Annotated in this window: 16 protein-coding genes; 11 read left to right on the top strand and 5 right to left on the bottom strand. The window is 44.5% G+C overall.

Translation table 11 applies throughout. The features are described 5' to 3' along the window. Positions 1 to 82 precede the first annotated feature (82 nt). Positions 83 to 667, top strand: a complete 585-nt coding sequence (locus MKX40_RS15005; protein WP_339242762.1) for a hypothetical protein — start codon at positions 83 to 85, stop codon at positions 665 to 667. A gap of 501 nt (positions 668 to 1,168) precedes the next feature. Here MKX40_RS15005 and MKX40_RS15010 read toward each other — a convergent pair. Next, positions 1,169 to 2,662, bottom strand: coding sequence for an alpha-N-arabinofuranosidase (locus MKX40_RS15010; protein ID WP_339243079.1), 1,494 nt, complete (start codon positions 2,660 to 2,662; stop codon positions 1,169 to 1,171). Positions 2,663 to 2,888: 226 nt separating this feature from the next. Between MKX40_RS15010 and MKX40_RS15015 the strand changes: the two genes are divergently transcribed. The 5 genes from MKX40_RS15015 (at position 2,889) to MKX40_RS15035 (ending at position 9,845) form a co-directional block, all read left to right on the top strand. Then, positions 2,889 to 3,824: an ArsR family transcriptional regulator gene (locus MKX40_RS15015; RefSeq protein WP_339242764.1), complete on the top strand. Its 936-nt coding sequence runs from the start codon at positions 2,889 to 2,891 to the stop codon at positions 3,822 to 3,824. Positions 3,825 to 4,052: 228 nt separating this feature from the next. After that, positions 4,053 to 4,901 carry a PRD domain-containing protein gene (locus MKX40_RS15020; protein ID WP_339242765.1) on the top strand — a complete coding sequence of 283 codons (849 nt, stop codon included), beginning with the start codon at positions 4,053 to 4,055 and terminating at the stop codon, positions 4,899 to 4,901. A 153-nt stretch (positions 4,902 to 5,054) separates the two neighbouring features. Beyond that, complete coding sequence (locus tag MKX40_RS15025) at positions 5,055 to 6,992, top strand: beta-glucoside-specific PTS transporter subunit IIABC (protein WP_339242768.1); 1,938 nt, start codon at positions 5,055 to 5,057, stop codon at positions 6,990 to 6,992. Between the two features lie 87 nt (positions 6,993 to 7,079). After that, positions 7,080 to 8,546 carry a family 1 glycosylhydrolase gene (locus MKX40_RS15030; RefSeq protein WP_339242769.1) on the top strand — a complete coding sequence of 489 codons (1,467 nt, stop codon included), beginning with the start codon at positions 7,080 to 7,082 and terminating at the stop codon, positions 8,544 to 8,546. A gap of 288 nt (positions 8,547 to 8,834) precedes the next feature. Next, a complete protein-coding gene (locus MKX40_RS15035) occupies positions 8,835 to 9,845 on the top strand; it encodes a phosphotransferase (RefSeq protein ID WP_339242771.1) in 1,011 nt (336 codons plus the stop codon). Positions 9,846 to 9,951: 106 nt separating this feature from the next. Here MKX40_RS15035 and MKX40_RS15040 read toward each other — a convergent pair whose 3' ends face one another. Then, positions 9,952 to 10,782 (bottom strand): AraC family transcriptional regulator, encoded by an 831-nt coding sequence (locus MKX40_RS15040; RefSeq protein WP_339242773.1) that lies wholly within the window; start codon positions 10,780 to 10,782, stop codon positions 9,952 to 9,954. Positions 10,783 to 10,979: 197 nt separating this feature from the next. Here MKX40_RS15040 and MKX40_RS15045 point away from each other — a divergent pair, with 197 nt between their 5' ends. Further along, positions 10,980 to 12,386, top strand: a complete 1,407-nt coding sequence (locus MKX40_RS15045; protein WP_339242775.1) for a glycoside hydrolase family 4 — start codon at positions 10,980 to 10,982, stop codon at positions 12,384 to 12,386. Positions 12,387 to 12,480: 94 nt separating this feature from the next. Here MKX40_RS15045 and MKX40_RS15050 read toward each other — a convergent pair whose 3' ends face one another. Next, complete coding sequence (locus MKX40_RS15050) at positions 12,481 to 13,368, bottom strand: LysR family transcriptional regulator (RefSeq protein WP_339242776.1); 888 nt, start codon at positions 13,366 to 13,368, stop codon at positions 12,481 to 12,483. Between the two features lie 151 nt (positions 13,369 to 13,519). On the opposite strand from MKX40_RS15050, the gene MKX40_RS15055 reads away from it, so the two are divergent. From MKX40_RS15055 to MKX40_RS15070, 4 genes are all read left to right on the top strand, one after another. Continuing rightward, positions 13,520 to 14,266, top strand: a complete 747-nt coding sequence (locus tag MKX40_RS15055) for an acetoacetate decarboxylase (protein ID WP_339243081.1) — start codon at positions 13,520 to 13,522, stop codon at positions 14,264 to 14,266. Positions 14,267 to 14,280: 14 nt separating this feature from the next. Then, positions 14,281 to 15,315, top strand: a complete 1,035-nt coding sequence (locus tag MKX40_RS15060; protein ID WP_339242778.1) for a ketopantoate reductase family protein — start codon at positions 14,281 to 14,283, stop codon at positions 15,313 to 15,315. A gap of 555 nt (positions 15,316 to 15,870) precedes the next feature. Next, positions 15,871 to 17,148, top strand: coding sequence for a cytosine permease (gene codB, locus MKX40_RS15065; RefSeq protein WP_339242779.1), 1,278 nt, complete (start codon positions 15,871 to 15,873; stop codon positions 17,146 to 17,148). Further along, on the top strand, positions 17,117 to 18,385 hold the full coding sequence (locus MKX40_RS15070; RefSeq protein WP_339242781.1) for a cytosine deaminase: 1,269 nt from the start codon (positions 17,117 to 17,119) through the stop codon (positions 18,383 to 18,385). The genes codB and MKX40_RS15070 overlap by 32 nt, the downstream gene beginning before the upstream one ends. A gap of 83 nt (positions 18,386 to 18,468) precedes the next feature. Here MKX40_RS15070 and MKX40_RS15075 read toward each other — a convergent pair whose 3' ends face one another. Together MKX40_RS15075 and MKX40_RS15080 are read right to left on the bottom strand one after the other, a co-directional pair. Continuing rightward, positions 18,469 to 19,593 carry a GerAB/ArcD/ProY family transporter gene (locus tag MKX40_RS15075; RefSeq protein WP_339242782.1) on the bottom strand — a complete coding sequence of 375 codons (1,125 nt, stop codon included), beginning with the start codon at positions 19,591 to 19,593 and terminating at the stop codon, positions 18,469 to 18,471. Positions 19,594 to 19,743: 150 nt separating this feature from the next. Then, positions 19,744 to 20,595, bottom strand: a complete 852-nt coding sequence (locus MKX40_RS15080; protein WP_339242785.1) for a helix-turn-helix domain-containing protein — start codon at positions 20,593 to 20,595, stop codon at positions 19,744 to 19,746. Between the last annotated feature and the right edge of the window lie 95 nt (positions 20,596 to 20,690).

Here is a 20,690-nt window from a genome sequence, read left to right on the forward strand (position 1 = left end):
CACACGGTTGTGTTATTCGCACAGGCAAGTCGTCCACCCATTGCGTAGACTAAAGTAGATCAAGTCAAGTGAGGTGAATTCCATGGTTAAGACCAATGAAATACACGTCAAGGCAAAACGGCTCAAAGATCGTCCAGTCTGCGTGACTCTTCATAATGGGGAAACGTACGTTGGCTATATCTCTGGTGTCAATCACGCAGGGGTAGTGATTACCGGAGGCGGAAAGCTTACTCAGGCCGCAATCTCAGCACCCTCATCTGAAGGAAGTGCTCGCAAAAGCAAACCTAAAGCAGAGGCTACAAGAAAAACAGTATCCTCTCGAAAGCGTAAACGGACGAACAATACTCGTAAGTCGCAGGTACGATCCCGGTCGATGTCTTCTCGTTCAATCTCTCGGCAAGCTCAGGTATCATCATTCATGCCTATGTTAGGTTCATTGTTAGGTGGTGGCTTTGGCGGACTTGGCGGTGCAGGCTCGATTGGAGGTATGTTAGGCGGTGGTATGCGGTTGTTTGGCATGATCCAGCGGTTTACACCTGTGGTCAAAATGGGGTATGGCATGATTAAGCAGATTCAGCCATTTATGGGGGCGGTTCAAGGGCTGATGACTCCAGCAAGCCAGGCTGCGGCAGATGCCGAAGGTGAAGAGGAAGCACAACGAGGATAATACTTGAAATGAAAATTGTGAAATAGAACACAACCTTCGTTGCATTTGGGAAGGAAGGATTGCTAGTATGTTGGGTGATCTGATCTCTTTCTGATCTGTTCTTATCTTCTCAGCTAGATGCTTAACTGCAAGCTGCTCTCCGTACGCCAAACGGAGGGTGGCTTATTTGCTTATGCTGTATATGAGGTTTGAACCAGCTCGATTTCGCATGCTTGCTCAATGCTAACGAACCTCAGAAACCTTAAACCTTATTCGGGTCAGTATCAAGCCATTAAAATTCGCCCGAATCGGGTTAAATAAGACTCCCTGTGTTTGTTAAATTCCTTCGTTGCGAGGAATACAAACTGAGATTTCCAATACGCGTCTAACATCTAACTTTGATACCATGTAGTTCGGCCGACTACCCTCATACAGCAAAAAGCACCGCGCGCTGGAAGCTGCACACGGTGCGAAAAACAATGCTGATGTTGCAGAGTAGGAGAAAATTCTATTCCGCTCTGATTAAGCTTGTTTGGTTTTAAGACGAATGACGTTCCACGACGCTTTGTTCAGTACAGCTTGCACTTTACCTTGATCTACGGTTGTGTGCCCGCCGTTGTGAGGAAGAACGTTGCGTGGGTTTTCCTTGGTATTGGTTGCTTTTAAGTCGTTGTTCTCCAATACGATATGCTCCACAAATGTGGTTTCTCCGAAGGAACGCAGATCCACATTCAGTTCCAATTTCTCATCCAGATGTCTGTTCACCGCAAAGATCGTGATCGTGCCATTCTCTTCATCATGCACACTGATTGCTTCGAGATAAGGAACATCTGTAAAGTCTTTGGAATCATATTTAGGTGAAGTAGTGATGGAACGCAACACTGTACCACGACCGAAGTTGGATGCGTGCATGAACGGGAAATATGTCGTCTGGAACCAGATCGCTCCGTTATTTTCCGTCATGATTGGTGCAATGGTGTTAATCAACTGAGCAAGGCAAGCCATTTTTACACGGTCGGCGTGCTTGAGAATGGTAATCAGGTAACAACCCACGGCTAATGCATCTTCATGCGTGTATACATCTTCAAATTCAGGAGGAGCAATCTGCCAGCGTTCTTCCATACGGCTTGTGCCAATGGATTTCCAAACATTCCATTCATCCAGGGACAGCATCAATTTCTTTTTACTGCGTTTTTTGGCTTGTACAAAATCACAGATCGAAGCCACACTATCAATAAATTGATCCAGATCCAGCGATGTTGCCAGGAAGTCATACGTGTTGTCTTTGTTGTTATTGTAATACTGATGCAGGGACAAGTAGTCTACATTTTCATAGGTGAGATCCAGTACAGTTGCTTCCCAATCTGCAAATGTCTTCATGTCACGGCTGGAGCTGCCACATGCAACGAGTTCAATCTCTGGATCAACCCATTTCATCGCTTTTGCTGTTTCGTTCGCAATACGACCGTATTCATATGCAGTCATTGCACCAATCTGCCAAGGGCCGTCCATTTCGTTGCCAAGACACCAGGTTTTGAATTTATGCGGATCCTTGTAACCGTGAGAGATACGCAGATCACTCCAATATGTGCCGGATGGGTGGTTGCAGTATTCAATCAGGTTTCTGGCCGCATCAATACCGCGAGTACCCAGATTTACAGCCATCATCACTTCGGTTCCAACCAGTTTGGCCCAATCTGCAAATTCATTCGTACCTACCGCATTCGTTTCAATCGTCCACCATGCGAGTTCAAGTCTGCGTTTGCGCTCGGCTACCGGGCCCACACCATCTTCCCAGTTGTAACCGGATACGAAATTGCCACCTGGGTAACGAACGATAGGTACATTCAGCGCTTTGATCGCTTCAATAGCATCCTGACGGAAACCTTGAGCATTCGCAGTAGGGTGACCTGGATCATAAATACCGCCGTACACGGCCCGTCCCAGATGTTCTATAAATGAACCATAGACACGTGGATCTACTTCAGCAATCTGAAAGTCTTTATCGATAAGCATTTTGGATGTAAGCAATGGGAAAACCTCCATAGAATTAATTTTAGGTGCGTAATGGACTTTATTTCACGTTGAATTCGCATAAAAGCAAAATCAACTTATTGATTTGTTATCTAATGTGTATCATAATGCTATTATATTGAGCAAGTTCATTTTACAGGGTTCGCTAAAAAACGAATCCTAAATCACTAAATATAATGGATTTTATAGAGATATGGGAGTGAAGTTCATGATGCTTGGCACGGATGCCGCGTCCTTAATCATTTACGAGGCCCTCGCAAGCGAGGCCCGTCTAAATATCGTTCGCTTATTATTGCAGAACAGAGAAATGCACATTAATGCGCTGGCCAAAGAACTGTATCTGAGCAAAGCCATCGTGAGTACTCATGTGAGCAAGCTGCAAAAAGCCGGGATTGTAGGCAGTCGCATGAAGCGGGAGAATGGGGGCACATATAAATACTGCTTTATTCTGCAAGAATTCATGACGATCAATCTCTCTCCTGAACCCGTTGATGCTCCGTATCATGAAGTATCTATTCCAGTTGGTCACTACACGGATTACGAAGCCTGGCCCACCTGTGGAATTGCAACAACAACACAAATGATTGGGCAATATGATACGCCGGCGTGCTTTATGGACCCGGATCGGGTTAATGCGGGTATACTCTGGTTGGCACGCGGGTTCTTGGAATATAAAGTCCCTAATTATCTGAATACAGAACAGCATCTCCAAGAGATTGAGATTTCACTCGAACTCAGTTCGGAAGCACCTCAAGTTAATGAAAACTGGCCTTCCGACATCCGTTTCTCGCTTAATGGAAAACACCTGGGAACATGGACAAGCCCCGGGGACTTTGGGGATCGGAAAGGCAAGCATACACCGCTGTGGTGGAAATTGGACGTTAACCAGTATGGTGTTCTGAAGGTACTTCGTATTAACAGAGAAGGAACGTTTATGGATGGCCAGCGTATCTCGGATGTGTGTATCCACGATCTGCAACTCGATTCATCGACCTACTGGACGTTTGCATTAAGGCCGGAAGAAGGGGTGCCCGGGCGTGGTGGTCTGACACTTTTCGGGAAAGGGTTCGGTAACTACGATCAGGACATTTTGATTCGATACTATTACGAGGATGCAAGGGAATCTACGCCTATTGATGTATAAAATTCCTTCTTTTATGTCAATTTAATAAGACAAAGCACACATAGACGAATTGCATGTAAATTCCATAGTATTGGTATTGACAACGATTACATGGGTGGTATAAGATACAGCTAAATAAGGAGTGTCACTGATTCGATCAGGCACCACCACAGTCTGGATTTCACAAGTTTGTTTGACTTGTGCTCTGGACCATGGTGGTGCTTTTTGCATATTGGGGGTGAGAACATCATGAGGTTCAAAAAATCGTTAAACAACAACATCGCTCTGGCAGAAGATGCCGAAGGCTACGAAGTCATTGTGATCGGGACCGGAGTTGGGTTCAAAAAAGTGAAAGGACAATGGATTGAACGGGAGCAGATTCAAAAAACATTTCGAATCGGCTCAGATGACAAATACCAGCGATTGGAGCAATTTTTTAATGATATCCCGCTGCAAGTCATTAACGTCACCGATCAAATCATTGAGCATGGCCGGAACCAAATCGGTAAAAAGTTGAATGATTCCATTCTGCTCACCCTAGCTGATCACATTCACTTTGCGCTGGATCGCTTCAAGAGCGGTGTGGACGTGCAGAATCCGCTTCACTGGGATATCCGTCATCTGTATCCTGTGGAATACCGTATCGGAGCCTATGCCGTCGAGCTAATTAACGAAGCTTTTGAGGTAAGTTTGCCGTCAACAGAGGCAAGCTCCATCGCTCTTCATTTTGTGAATTCGCAGTTTGATTCCGGCAGTATGAATCAAACGATCAAGATAACCCAGATGATTAATGACATATTAGATATCATGACGGATCATTTTGGAATGACACTGGATCAGGAAACCACTGATTTTTCCCGTTTCGTTACCCATCTCCGATATTTCATCGTTCGACAATTGAACAGGGAAGTGCTTTCCTTCAAGGATCAGCAGTTTCTGTATGACGTATTGTCGGAGCGATATCCATCCAGCTTCCAGTGCGCACTTAAGATAAAGGAAGAGATGGAGCAGCAGCGCGGATTCGCAATTACTCCCGATGAGATGGTATACCTCATGATTCACATCGAGAGAGTGACATCCCGTTCCGACACGGGTTGATCTCAATACAACCAGCTTGGAGCTATACCACATGATTATGAATATGGAGTGTTACTGATTCGATCAGGCACCACCAAATGTTTCCGACTCCGCTATCTACGGCGAGCCGGGTTGGCATTTGGTTTTTTTTCGCCCAAAAAAGGAGGAAGCAGCATGAATCATCGGGAGTTGTCGAAAGAAATCATTCACTTAACAGGAGGGCAAGGGAACATAACGCAAGCCTGGCATTGCATCACACGGCTACGATTCAATGTTCGTGATGAAGACAAGGTTCAGCTTGAGAAGATCAGAGCATTGGACGGTGTGCTCGGAGCCCAATTTCAGAGTGACCAGTTTCAAGTCGTCATCGGAAATAAGGTCGCGGCCGTGTATGAAGAGATTGAGGTTCAACTGAAACCGGATGGCAAGCCGCAACCCGAAGCAGGTGCTCCACGTTCCAAAGGCATTAATGCTGTATTGGATACCATCTCGGGTATCTTCACTCCCATCCTTCCTGCCATCATAGGTACAGGTATGCTGAAGGGTATTCTGGCTTTGCTGGTTACACTCGGAGCAATCCAGGAGACAAGTGGAGAGTATCAGATTCTGTCATCTATAGGGAATGCAGCCTTTTACTTTTTACCTTTTCTGCTTGCTGTCTCGTCTGCTCGAAAGTTCAAAGTCAATGAATATATTGCCTTGACCCTCGCGGGTACATTATTGTATCCAACCATCCTGAATGCATATTTGGCAAATCAGCTGGAGCCGATACGTTTTCTCTCACTGCCCGTGTCCATTGTGAATTATACCCAGTCTGTCATTCCAATCATTTTGGGTGTGTGGCTTCTGAGTTATGTTCATCGCTGGGTGGATCGATTCATTCCTGGCCCAGTCAAGGTGATCTTCACCTCGATGATTGTATTAGTCATCACGGTTCCCATTCTGCTCATTGCCATTGGGCCACTCGGGAACTACATCGGTATCTATCTAGAAATGGGTACCTCCTGGCTTTTTGCTCATTCAGGTCCGTTAACGGGAATTGTTCTTGGTGGATTAATGCCATTGATCGTCATGACAGGCATGCACTATGCGTTTTTCCCGGGTACGTTGCAGAATTTGAGCAAACTTGGATATGACGTGCTTTTGTTGCCGATCAACCTTGTGACCAATATGAGTCAGGCGGGTGCCGTGGCGGCCGTGTTTCTCAAAACAAAAGACAAGTCCATGAAGTCCATAGCCTTATCTAGCGGCATCTCTGCCTTGCTCGGCATCACCGAGCCAGCATTGTACGGGGTAACACTGAAGTTGAAAAAACCATTCTATGCTTCACTGATCGGTGGGGCCGCTGGCGGCGGGTTTATTACTGCAGTTGGTTTGAAGTGCTTTGGCTTTGCCGTGCCGGGACTGCTGGCCCTTCCGTTATATATTGGCCCAGGCGGAGGCATGTCTAACTTCTGGTATGCTCTGATCGGTATCGGCATCAGCTTTACCGTTTCATTCATACTGACTTTACTGCTCAAGTGGGATGAGCCGAACACACATAGTAATGTGGTATCCGGTTCATCTCAGCATCTATCCCAGCCGCATCAAGCCACCACCACTGTTGTGACTGATGAAGAGGCAAGAGCTGTAACCGTACATTCAATTGAGGAAAAGAAAGGCGAAGTATTCAGCCCGCTCACTGGTGAAGTCGTGCCGCTTGCATCTCTACCGGACAAAACCTTTGCTGAGGAGATGACCGGAAAAGGTATTGCCATTCTTCCGCAAGAAGGACGCGTGACAGCCCCATTTGACGGGATCGTCACCATGGTTGCCAAAAGCAAACATGCGATCATGTTAACGTCGACGAGCGGGATTGAAATTCTTATTCACGTTGGATTGAACAGTGTGTCGCTCAAAGGGAAATTTTTTGACGTGAAGGTTACTACAGGACAAGAAGTGAAGAAGGGTGATCTGCTGTTGGCGTTCGACCTGGATGGCATCCGGGATGCTGGGGTTAATCCGGTCACACCGGTCATCGTAACCAATACACCAGATTACCTTGATGTGGTACCTGTTCAGGTGAAGGGGGTGATTCTGATGAATGAATTGCTTCTCCTCACTGTTCGCTAACAGCTGTATGAAGGCGTACTTTTTTTAAAAGGACTTACGAGCAATATAAAACAACTTTGTACTCACCCAAAAAAGGAGAGAAACCACATGACAAAAACAATTAAACACTCATTTCCTAAAGGATTCTTATGGGGAGGAGCTACCGCGGCCAATCAGCTCGAAGGGGCCTATGACGCAGATGGCAAAGGACTTTCTACTTCAGATATGGCGCCTTATATCCCTCATGAAGAGCGTAACGGGAAAGATTTCACTTTCGACGTGGATTCGGTTCAGCTAGAACAATATCTAAGTGGTAACTCAGGCGTCTATTTCCCCAAACGGAATGGCGTAGATTTCTATCATCGCTATCAAGAAGACATCGCACTGTTTGCAGAGATGGGATTCAAGGTATTCCGACTTTCCATCGCGTGGACACGCATCTTCCCGACAGGAGAGGAGGAAGCTCCTAATGAAGCTGGTCTGGCATTCTATGACAACGTACTGGACGAGCTGCTGAAATACGGGATTGAACCGCTCGTAACGATCTCACACTACGAAATGCCCGTAGAATTAACCCGTAAATACAACGGTTGGGAAAGCCGTGAGATGATCGATCTGTATCTGAAATTTGCCAACACGCTGTTTGACCGTTACAAAGATAAAGTGAAATACTGGATTACCTTCAATGAAATGAATATGATGCTGACAAGTCTGTACACTGGCGGCGGTATTCTGGAAGATAAAATTAAGGGGACACCGGAGCAGGTAGCCTATCAGGCAACTCACCATCAATTTGTAGCAAGCTCACTGGCTGTCAAAAGTGGTAAAGAGAAGATGCCAAATGCTCAGATTGGCTGCATGATCTGTCGTCTGGAAACGTATGCTGCTTCTAGTAAACCGGAAGATGTGTTGCAGACGATGAAGGAAGATCAGATGAACCTGTTCTACCCAGAGGTGCAGGCAAGAGGCGAATATCCATCCTACATGCAAAGATATTTTGAGGAAAACGGCATTGAACTGGTTAAAGCTCCTGACGACGATGCCATTATTCGGGAAAATACCGTGGACTTTATTGCTTTCAGTTATTACATGACGTATATCGGAAAATATGACCCGAATGACAACAGCAACTCGGGTATGCTGGTAAGTCAGATCAAAAACCCTCATCTGAAAGCTACCGAATGGGGATGGCCTATCGATCCAATTGGTCTTCGCGTCGCGCTGAACCGATTGTATGATCGTTACCGGATGCCACTCTTCATCGTTGAGAACGGGCTGGGTGCTACCGACACACTGAAAGAGGATGGAACAGTGCATGACCCTTATCGCATCAATTACTTGCGCAGCCACATTGAGCAGATGAAAGAAGCTGTCGCTGACGGTGTAGAATTGATGGGATTCACGAGCTGGGGACCTATAGATATCATTAGCTGTTCAACCTCAGAGATGGGTAAACGTTACGGATTTATCTACGTGGATCAGGACAATGCAGGACACGGTTCATTGGAAAGGACCCGCAAGGATTCCTTCTACTGGTACAAACAAGTTATTGAAACGAACGGAGAAACCCTGTAATCATAAAAATTCTTACACGCCGCCCACATGGGCGGTCTTTATTTTGCACTAGTAAAATTAGGAATAATTATGTAGAATTGCGATATTAAAACAAAAGGAGTGAATTCAATGTCTAACAAGGTGATTGTGCTTTAGGTTCACAAAAGGATATTTGCGTTACAGAGATTCCTTTTGTGAACATTGCAGTACGGGAAACCGTCCCAACAATGTTTACTGGAGGAGATCATTATTAAATTTAACGAGGTTGTTAACATTAGCAATACACATGTACTGTCGGTGGTAACCGAGTTGTTTCATCTGGAGGGGTACAATATTCAGCTTATTCCTCCTCATGAGGGAGGACGGAATGTCGTATACACCTGTGAGCAAGAGGGATGTGAATCGCTAATTCTACGTGTGTCTTTTTTGCCTGACAGAAAGCGTGAAGATTACATTGCCGAACTGGAGTATGAACGGTATTTATTTGATCATGGAGCCAGTGTTTCGAATGTAATGAATTCCAAGAATGGCCATCTGCTGGAAGAGATCACTTATGCTGAGCATAAGTTCTTTGTAAGCCTGTTTAATAAGGCAAAGGGGAAGTTGCTGGTAGAGAACCATTATCAGTATCGTGAAGGGGTTCCGCTTACCGAATACTATTATAATAGCGGTAAAGTCCTAGGCAAAATGCATCAGCTATCCAAAAGCTATGTACCCGTTCATCGTCGGCATCATTTTGTGGACAGATATAATACGGAACATATCGAAAGGTTGGTCCCTAAGTCATTCTCTCTGCTCAGAAACAAAATGGTGGGACTTCTCCAAGCGGTAAAAGAATTGAGTTCGACTCAGGAGACGTTTGGCATGATCCATTTTGATTATAATGACGGGAATTATTCGATTGATTTTGATACGGGACAAATCACGGTATATGACTTCGACAATTCCTGTTTGGGCTGGTACATGTTTGACCTCGCAAGTCTGTGGATGAACGGAGTCGGTTGGGTTCAATTTGAAGCTGATGCAGACAAACGTAAACAGTTCATGGATGAGTATTTCCAAACCGCGCTCTCTGGATACACATCGGAAACCCAAATCTCTGCTGTCATGCTGGAGAAGCTGCCTTTATTTATTCAAGTCAGCCTTCTGGAGAATATTTTGGATCATTTTGAGGTGGCGCAACGCGAAGGTGAAGAACCAGAAGAAGATGACGAGGTTCTGTTATATCTCATTAAATGTCTGGAAGAGGATATACCATTTAAGGGTTTTTTCCATGATATCTATTCGAGTGAAGCACCTTTTGAATATGAGGAGCGCTGAAGGATCTAGATCCTAATTAAACCATGAATAACCAATGATTCTAATGATTTACCAAGGTATAGAGGCAGCCGGATTGACAGGTTGCCTCTTTTTTTGTCTACATTTGCTACTCGAATTTGGAAGGAGGCACATTGTAGAATTTTTTGAATGCTTTGGAGAACGTAAAGGGGTCGGGATAGCCCAGAAATGCGGCAATTTGCTGGATCGTATATTTTTTCTCGTACAGATAATCTCTGGCCCGATTCATTTTGATTTGATTAATGTACTGTCCCGGTGTGATACCGAGAATTTTTTTGAACAAAGAAATAAAATATTTCTCAGAGACGCCAGCAATAACAGCAAGTTCATTCACTCGAATGGCACGATGCAGATTCGCATCCACGTAAGGGAATACGTTCTGTAGAACTTCCAGACTCGCTTCAATTTTCCTCGGTTTTCGGTCTTTCAAAAATTCACCGTGATAGAAGCCTTGCCCATGTAATTCGAAAATTTTGGCGATCACGAGAAGAAGAGCGGCTTTCATGTAAAGTGGACTTCCGGTAGCGCCACTACTCTGCTTAAACCTTCGGTAGGAAGAGGTGAACAGCGTTGATTCCTCCTGAATCAGGTTACCAGGTACGATGCCAGGGAGCTGGAACTCGCCAAGAATCCTTTTTTGATCAGCGATGCTGAAATCAAAGTGTATGTATATGAACCGGCAAAGCTCTCCTGTCGTGGAAGCAGTGTAGGGCATATCCGGATAAAAAAACACGACGTCCCCCGTGGCCGCCATATGCTCGACTCCAGCGATGGTAATCTTGACAGAACCTGATGTAATGAACCACAGATCGTAATCGGAATGTGACTTATGTTCAATCCAATGACTGTCATGCGTTTGTTCCAGATAAGAGCTCATGCGAAGCGTGACATACTCCGAAAGCTCGTCGATTATACTCATATTTACAGTTCCCGATTGCATCGAATTCAGCCGAATCCTCTCTACTTTATGACATCTTTCATTTTCCCCTATCATATCAAAGGAATTACCCTTTGTTAACTATCGTACGATTTGACATCTTTTGAAAACTATCACACATTCCGATTCCATCCCACTCCCCTATAATGAACTTATATCGTTACAAGGAGGGGTACTTAATGAATGATATAAGCACACAGCATCCGAAAGTAGTCGTTATTGGGGCAGGAAGCCTGTTTTTTGGTCGTCAGTCCATCTGGCAGATGGTTCACTCCCCCTATTTGAATCAGGGCACGCTGGCTTTGGTCGATACAGACGAGGAACGGCTCTCGAAAATGGTAACTCTGGCGGAGATGGTCGCTAGGCAGAACAACGTATCTTTAAAGATTGAGGGCTCGGTCGATCGTAGACAGGTACTTCAAGGAGCTGACTTCGTTGTACTCAGCTTTGCGGAGCAATCGGTGAAATATCGTGGCATCGACTGCCAAGTCTCTCTAAAATATGGGATTCGCATGTGTTCTGGTGATACGATCGGCCCGGGTGGGATCTTTCGCGCGATGCGAGAATTGCCGGTGATTATGGAATGTGCCAAGGATATTGAGGAACTGTGTCCAGAGGCCTGGGTGATCAACTATATTAACCCGTCAACCGTTCATGGCATCGCATTACATCGCTATGCACCGAAGCTTAAGTCGTTTGCGCTGTGCGATAGTCATCATATGCCGCATAAAAAAGCCTATTACGCGGTAAGAGCTGGCATCATTGAAGAGAAGAGTCAGTTCACCACAGAAATTGACCGAAAATTCGATTTTCGGATCGCTGGAGTCAATCATTTCACTTGGCTGCTCAAAGCCGAGTATGAAGGAAACAATGTGATGCCCACGATCGCTGAAGCCATGCGCAAGATGGCAGGTGAAGAGAACAACGGCGGTGATCGGGGAGCCAAAGCTCTTTTTAACGATGCCATTACCTACGAACTGTATAATATTTTCGGAATCATTCCTACTTGCACGGCACATACGAAGGAATACGTTCGATATTGGCAAGGGCTTGGCAAGACAACGGACACGATTCCACCGTTATCAATCTGGGAGACAGAGGACAGGTATCAGCGGCATGATGAGATGTGGCAGCAGGTGGATGACTTCCTTGCAGGTACTATACCGATTGCCGACTATATGAACACATTTGGCCCGGATCATGCGACCGATATCATTGAAAATATGGTGGGAAATTTGGGTAAGAAGTTCTTTGTCAATACACTCAATCAAGGTGCGGTAACCAATATGAATGCAGATTCCTTCCTGGAACTACTATGCGATGTAGATATGAATGGTGTCAGACCACTCCATGTAGGCGAGATGCCGCGTGGGATCAGAGGGATGCAAGAAATTGTACTGGATACGCATGAGCTTACGGTGGAAGCTGTGCTAGAACAGAGCTATGAGAAGTTGCGAAGAGCGATGCTCACTGACCCGCTCGTGAGTTCCATCCATGACGCGGACCAGATCATCCGTGAATTGTTGGAACTGGAGCGTCAGATGATTCCAGACGTTTGGTACAAGGATAGACTACAGTTCAACTAGAACAGATATCGATAGAAGACCACGTCGTTTCCTTCAAAAGGATTAACGTGGTCTTTGTTTTTTATCATTACCATATGTCATTTAGGAAGATATTCTATTGCACTTTAAACAAGCCAGCATGGTCTTCATAGTACGAAGTAATAAAATCACGAAATTCTCCAACAGAAGGGGATAACCATTTTTGTTTGACCCAGGAGAGGCTAATTGGATATATCGCTGAATCATCAGCAATTTCTACATAGCTTAACCCGAGTGTTCTACATACGGAGATAGGAAGTAATGCAACACCCTGATCAAGTCTGATAATTTCGAGCAGGGTATGAGAATCGACCTCAAATTCAAGGTTGGGAAGGAAGCCTGCTTTCTCACAGAGGGTGGTTGTAAACCGGCTATATTCCTTATTATCTGCAAGCGAAATAAAGGGCTCATCTGCAACAACACTCAATGAGATGCTTGTCTCTCCGACGTATGCATGATTTGTTGGCACAACCAGAACAATATCCTCCTCGACAAGCACAACACTCTCAATTTCCTCATCCTGAATCGGATGCCCCGTAATGCCCAGATTCAACTCACCTTTCTTCAAACCTGTAATAATCTCAGCGCGCGTTCCAATGCCTTGATGGAGCTTGGTATCAGGAGAAGCGTTGATGTAGTCACTTATGAGACCGGTGAGGAAGCGGGTATTCGTAATGGAGATCCTGATCGTATTGGATATATGATGTTCCTCCGCTTTAATCTCCATCTCTGCATTTTCAATTTCAATAAAAATTCGGTTTACGTGTTTCAATAAGATTGCACCTGAGGCATTTAATTGAATGTTTCGTCCTCTCCTGTGAAATAAAGGCGTACCGAGTTCATCTTCAAGTCGTTTAATCGTCAAGCTTAGGGAAGGTTGAGCAATATTCAATTGTGCAGCTGCCTTGGAGATGTGTTCAGTATAGGCAACGGTCTGAAAGTATTTGAGCTGAAGCAATTCCATTTGTCTGCACCTCTTATTTATTTTGATAAATATATATAGTACTTATTATGTATTATATTAAATTTAAATATTGATGTAGAATTTTTTTATGAGATACAGTTCAAATTTTTATATAACAAAACTTAATTAATGTATGAGGCAGGTGTCTTTGATGAAAATCGATGTGAATAACATAACTAAAAATCTGAATACACCCCTAACGGCTCCGGCATATCCAATGCCACCGTACAAATTCGTGAATCGTGAATACTTGAACATTATTTATCGAACTGATGAAAAAGCGTTGCGGGCAGCCGTGCCCGAGCCTTTGGAAATTACTGAACCTTTGGTTAAATTCGAAGTGATGTGGATGCCCGATGTATCTGGACTGGGCGCCTACACGGAAGCTGGACAAGTTATCCCTGTGCAATTCAATGGGGAGGAGGGCGATTATGTGCATTCGATGTATGTAGACAATTTCCCCGCGATTGCAAGTGGTCGAGAACTCACCGCCTATCCGAAAAAGCTGGGCGCACCGAAGTTGTATACCGATTCAGATACACTTGTCGGCACACTTGATTATGGAACGCTGCGTGTAGCCACGGCAACGATGGGATATAAACATGTGGAGATGAATAAAGAACTCGCCAAACGTGAGATATGCCGACCTAACTTCATGATTAAGATTGCGACAGACTATACCGGGAATTTAAGAGTATGTGATCTGATCCGAACTCAGATTACGGACATCGAAGTAAAAGAGGCTTGGACAGGACCTGCGCGGCTGCAACTGTTCGAACATGCATTGGCACCTCTGGCAGATCTGCCTGTGTTGGAAGTTGTGTCCGCTTCTCATATCCTTACCAACTTAACCTTGAACGCTGCACAACCTGTATACAACTACCTGGAAGAGAAATAAGGAGGAAAAATAAAATGAGAATTGCAATTGTAGGAGCAGGATCATTGGGAACCATCGTAGGTGCATACCTGGCGGATGGCGGAATGGACGTTGAGTTAATTGATGCATATCAGGAGCACGTTGAAGCTTTAAATCAGACGGGTGCTAAAGTGACGGGTACTACGGAGTTTCAGGCAAAAGTAAAAGCCATTACGCCTGATCAGAAATCGGGACAATATGACCTCGTTTTACTTTTGACCAAACAACTCTATAACGATTCCATTCTTCAGGAATTACTTCCATTCTTGAAAGAAGACAGCATGGTGTGTTCGTTGCAGAACGGGATTCCGGAAGAAAAAGTCGCTTCTATTGTTGGTGAAAAACGCGTCATCGCAGGCTCTGTTGAGTTTGGCGCTACGTTTACTGAACCAGGTGTATCCAGTCTCACAACGGAGTACACTCAATTTAAGCAGTATGCTTTTCAGATTGGTGAATTGAATGGTGACATCACTGAACGAATTCAACAAGTGAAATCGGTGTTGGACCTTGTGGGCGGAACACATATTTCCGATAACCTGGTTGGAACCAAATGGTCCAAATTGCTGATCAACAATGCATTCAGTGGGTTGTCAGCTGCATTGAATGGGGAATATGGGGACATTATTGATCATGAAGCCGGCATTGTGAGTGCAGCTCATATTGCAGACGAGACGATTAAAGTTGCTCGTGCTAATGGAGTCACATTGGTTAAAATGAATGGATTCGACATCGCTTCACTCGAACTGAACAGCGAAGATGATATCCCTGAACGGGTGAAAACATTACGTTACGTGATGGAGCCATCCAGACTGCTCAAAGCAAGCATGCTTCAAGATCTGGAGAAGAACCGCAAAACGGAAATTGATTATATTAACGGGGTAGTTTCAAGCAAAGCAGAAGGCACCGGAATTGCGACACCTTATAATGATTTGGTTGTAAAGCTGGTCAAATCTGCTGAAGAAACACAAACCGTTCCTGATTTTGACACGAATATAAAAGCTTTTGAAGAATTATTAAGCACACATAAATAAAATTTATTTATTTACAGGTTCATTAGCACAAAATCACATTAAGTAGGGATGTCCTCCGTCATATTTATGACTTGTGAGACATCCTGTTTGTTGTATTGGCTGTTGTATTAATAAATCTAGTAGGAATTTCAGGATTCTCCAACCAAACTCTGATGTGGAGCTTAATTGATATGGATCCGAGGTATGACATGAATAATCAGTTGTTATACGAATTCGGCTGAGCTAATGCCGAGAGGTGATTACGACAAAAAAACAGCATGCTGTATAAGGGATTAATAACCGTTGGATAATAATGACATTGACAACCGCAGGTTTTTCCAAAATAATAGAATGTAATTGAATACTGGTACCTTTAATTCAGTCCAGAGAGGCTGGCAAGGGCAGCGGATTTCATAATCACGCGAGAATCAGGGCATATCCCGTCATGGGATGCTCTGTGTCTTCGCGCGGGTTATGATACAAAAAGAGGCTACTTGTCAGTGTAAAACCTGATGAAGTAGCCTCTTTTTTCTGCTTTTTTTGGTATCAGATACACTTTATGTTGGGGGTATTCTGATGAGCAAACAAGATCAAGAGTTTTCATGGCAAGCGGTGCCGAAAGGACAAAGAAACAACTTTTGGAAGACGTTATCCGTCATGCTCGGTTTTACATTTTTCTCAGCAAGCATGCTGGCAGGAGGCACATTGGGCGTCAGCTTGACGTTCATGGAGTTCATTGGCATCGTGCTTGCAGGCAATCTGGTGCTTGGTATCTATACAGGGGCACTGGCCCATATCGCTGCCAAAACAGGCTTGTCCACACATTTGCTCGCTAAGTATGCATTCGGTGCAAAAGGGTCGTATCTGCCTTCGTTCCTGCTAGGCTTCACACAGGTCGGATGGTTCGGAGTCGGCGTAGCCATGTTCGCCATTCCAGTCGCGAAAGCGATGGACTGGAACGTGTATCTGTTGATCATCATATTTGGACTTGCCATGACGGCATCGGCCATCTTCGGTATGAAGTCACTCGTCATTCTCGGTTATATCGCAGTTCCTGCGATTGCCATTCTCGGTGGTTATTCCATGTTCGAAGGTGCAGGTTCGCTGGGTGGTCTGCAAGGGTTGCTAGATTACACGCCGACTCAGTCACTTACTGCTGCGGCAGCATTAACGATCTGTATCGGATCATTCATCAGTGGCGGAACACTGACACCTGATTTTGCCCGGTTCTCCCGGACATCCAAACAGGCAGTTACCGCAACCGTTATTGCTTTTTTCCTGGGCAACTCGCTTATGTTTCTGTTCGGAGCAGTTGGCGCAATGGCGTATAACCTGGCTGATATCTCGGAGGTCATGTTCCTGCAAGGATTGATCATCCCGGCGATCATCGTTCTGGGCTTGAATATCTGGACGACCAACGATAATGCACTGTACGCTTCAGGTCTTGGTTTTGCCAACATCACCAAAATTTCAAAGAAATTCTTCGTCGTTGTTAATGGCATCGTCGGTACCGTATTCGCCATGTGGATGTACAACAACTTCGTCAGTTTCCTGAACGTACTTGGCGCGGCGATACCATCCATCGGAGCTATTATTATTGCAGATTACTTCATTGTGAAACGTAGAAACTATAAGCCTTTTGCAGATATGTCTTTCAAAAATGTAAACTGGGTAGCGCTCGTCGCTTGGGCCATCGGCGTGGCATTCGCTCAACTGGCTCCTGGTGTAACACCATTAAATGCACTGCTTGGTACAGCAGTAGCTTATATCATCTTGATGTTGATTGTTCCTGCCAAAGAATCCAAAGAAATGGGGAAAATAAATGATTATACAGAACGCAAAATTGCGGGGTAAAGAAGGATTATGGAGTATTGTTGTGAAAGACGGGAAGTTCGAACAAATCACACAATCACTGGAAGTGACCGACAATGAAGAGATCCTTGATGTCAACGGATCACTTGTACTGCCACCATTTATCGAACCTCATATTCATCTCGATACAACGCTAACAGCAGGCGAGCCGGAGTGGAATCTAAGCGGAACGCTGTTCGAAGGCATCCAACGCTGGTCAGAGCGCAAGGTATCCCTGACGCTTGAGGATGTCAAAACACGTTCCAAAACGGCGCTAAAGTGGCAATTGGCACAGGGCATCCAGCATGTACGGACTCATGTGGACGTTACAGATCCAAGCTTGATCGCAGTTAAAGCGATGCTTGAAGTCAAAGAAGAAATGGCTCCATATATGGACATTCAGCTTGTTGCTTTCCCACAGGAAGGCATTCACTCTTATCCAAACGGTGCGGAATTGCTGGAGGAGTCACTGAAAATGGGCGTTGACGTGGTCGGTGGTATTCCACACTTCGAATTCACGCGGGAATACGGCGTTGATTCCATGAAAGTTGCGTTTGATCTGGCTGAAAAATACGATCGGCTCATTGATATTCATTGCGATGAGATCGATGACGAGCAATCTCGTTTCGTAGAAGTCGTTGCCAAGGAAGCCTACGAACGTGGATTGGGTTCACGCACAACGGCAAGTCACACAACAGCAATGGGGTCGTATAATGACGCTTATACGTACAAGTTGTTCCGCCTGCTTAAGATGGCTGATTTGAACTTTGTCTCCAATCCGCTAGTCAACATTCACCTGCAGGGACGTTTCGACACGTATCCGAAGCGAAGAGGTCTGACACGTGTTAAAGAGTTGCAGGAAGCAGGTCTGAATGTATGTTTTGGTCACGATGACATCTTCGATCCGTGGTATCCCCTGGGTACGGGCAACATGTTACAAGTGCTGCACATGGGGATTCATGCGTCGCAGTTGCTTGGTTACGACCAGATCGTGAATTCGCTTGATCTCATTACCAAAAACAGCGCAAGAACGTTACACATTGAAGATGTATACGGTATTGAAGAAGGCAAACCCGCTAACTTTATCGTACTTGAAGCAGAGAACGAGTATGAGGCTGTTCGCAAACAAGCCGGTGTACTGTATTCCTTCAGAGGCGGTCGTAAAATTGCGGAGTCGAAACCGAGGGACACTTCAATCATTTTTGAAGGCAGTTCAGAGAAAGTTACTTTCAATAAATAATCACGCTTTCCTTGAAAGTCGCTATTTTAGCGGCTTTTTTTCTTTTTTGTACGAATCACACCATGCATTATACAACCCAACATTTAACTTACCTTAAGGTTTCCACTAGCAGCTTGCTTCCCGCCTTTCTTACGAACAAAGCTAAGAATCAGCAGCAGCAGTGGTAACAAACCAAATAAAAAAATGGACATATTACCAAGAAAATCGCCCAAAGCTAGCGTTTCCTCCAGGTTTTTGGGTAAATAAGCAATCAAATAGAGCACGGGTAACATCGCAAATTGTATTCCGGTAATATTTTTGAGACGAAACAAATCTCGTATACCAATGGATGCAAAATAGTGCTTGAAGGCATAGGTTGCAAAAATTTGCATTAGCCAAAATACGATGAAAAGCGATTCATAGCGCTCAAATAAAAATCCTTCAATTTCAAAACTCCGAACCATATCAAACGTTGGCCACATCCGTGTCTCAACACCCGACAGAGATAAATTCCCCACGACTGTAACAATTGTTACCATATATATAATTGTACATATAAGTATACTGAAAATAGCCGTCTTATTACTTGCCTTCACGTCTGTCATATAAGCTGTGACGATGAGCAAAACTTCATATCCGGAATAGGAGAGACAAGAAGGCTTAAGTCCCTTCAATACAGGCATAATCCCCTCACCTAGCATGGGTCTGAGATTATTGATATCAAACATTTTCGTACTCAAAAGGAACACCAGTGCGAGCAATGCTAGCGTAACGGGCAGAACGATTGAAAAGACACGAATGATGACCATAAGACCACCCGTTAGCATGTAAATACCAATCCACAAACTAACCATAATGGTGACCCAGCTAGGGGTACGCTCAAGGATGTACATACTTGTAATTTCAGCCATGACTCTGACTTCGAATGAACATAGAACAATAAAATATACGATAATTAGAATTCCTAACAGATAAGAAATCCATTTTCCCGTGATTTCAGGAATAAACTCGAACACCGTTTTACCGGGGAATCTGCGACATAACGTTACAAGAAGAAGGCTGATTGTCGTTACGATCAAACCAGCCAGAATGACGGAGATCCATACATCTGGTGTTTTTACCGCCTTGCCAATCGTACGAGGAAGCGTTAGTATTCCTGCACCAAGGATGGAGTTAATAACTACAATTATTACTTCAGAGGTACTGATTGTTGTTGCGGATGTCCTCACAGGCTTCACTCCAAACTGGGAAATTTGTTTGTAGTGTTACCCAATGAAGTTATTTTATGTTATTTAAAATAAATAGAAAAAAAGTGCAGGTTGTTTTCGGTCTGTTCGTAATTACACACAGTATCCTAATAAGTTCATGAATTTGTCTCACTAGTTCAGATATTTCTTGCGAAACAGAAGGGGAGATATTCCAACATTTCGCTTGAAACAGGTAGAAAAGTAGGGAGAATATTGAAATCCTATTTCAGTCGCAATACGATCTATCGACCATTCCGTCGAAACCAGAAGCTGTTTGGCCCGCTCTATCCTGAATTGATGTAAATATTGAACAGGTGTCACACCGTACTTCATTTTCATGCAACGAACGATGTAGCTAGGGTGGAAGTGCAATGCTGACGAGAGAGTTTCATTGGTGATTTCCTCTTGGTAGTTCTGTTGCAGAAATAAGGCTACGCTCTCAGCAAGGCGTGAAGCAGGTGTCTTGGCCATATCTGAGGTGCCATTTTCGAGTATAGCCAAAAAACGGAATAGCAGCTGTTGCTTCTCCCAGAAGGATTCTCCCACGGGCAATAGTACAAGCTGGTGCATCATATCAAATGCGAGCTGGGGGTTTAGCAATGTGGTTTTCTTAGGAATTCGTATGGACTTAGGCTTATCAAATGGCGATAGCGGAATTGCTGCTTCCGACTCTTCTATTAAGGGACCTTGATGCCAGTCCACATGCTCAAAATGAACCCAGTAAAACGTTGCTTCCTGTTCGCAGGGCCTGAACGAGTAATGCTCACCTTCCGGCAGTAATACTAGTGCATCACCTGTAGCAAGTGTCCATTCCGTCCCGTTCTCACCGATATGTAGTTCTCCATTGACCACGAGCAGCACATCAAACAGGCCGAAATTTCTTCGATTCGGATGACGGTCTCCTACACGAAACGTTGAACGACCAGATTCCCAGTAATATGGAAGGGGTGGGGTTTGTAACGCAACAATGAATTCTTTGTCCAATGAATTAACCTCATTTTCAGTGTCATTTTGTATAGAAAAAAGCTCATTCCATTACTATTATCGCTTTACGAAAAAAGCATATACTCGACGTTGTA

The organism is Paenibacillus sp. FSL R5-0517, from assembly GCF_037974355.1.
Taxonomy (GTDB): Bacteria; Bacillota; Bacilli; order Paenibacillales; family Paenibacillaceae; genus Paenibacillus.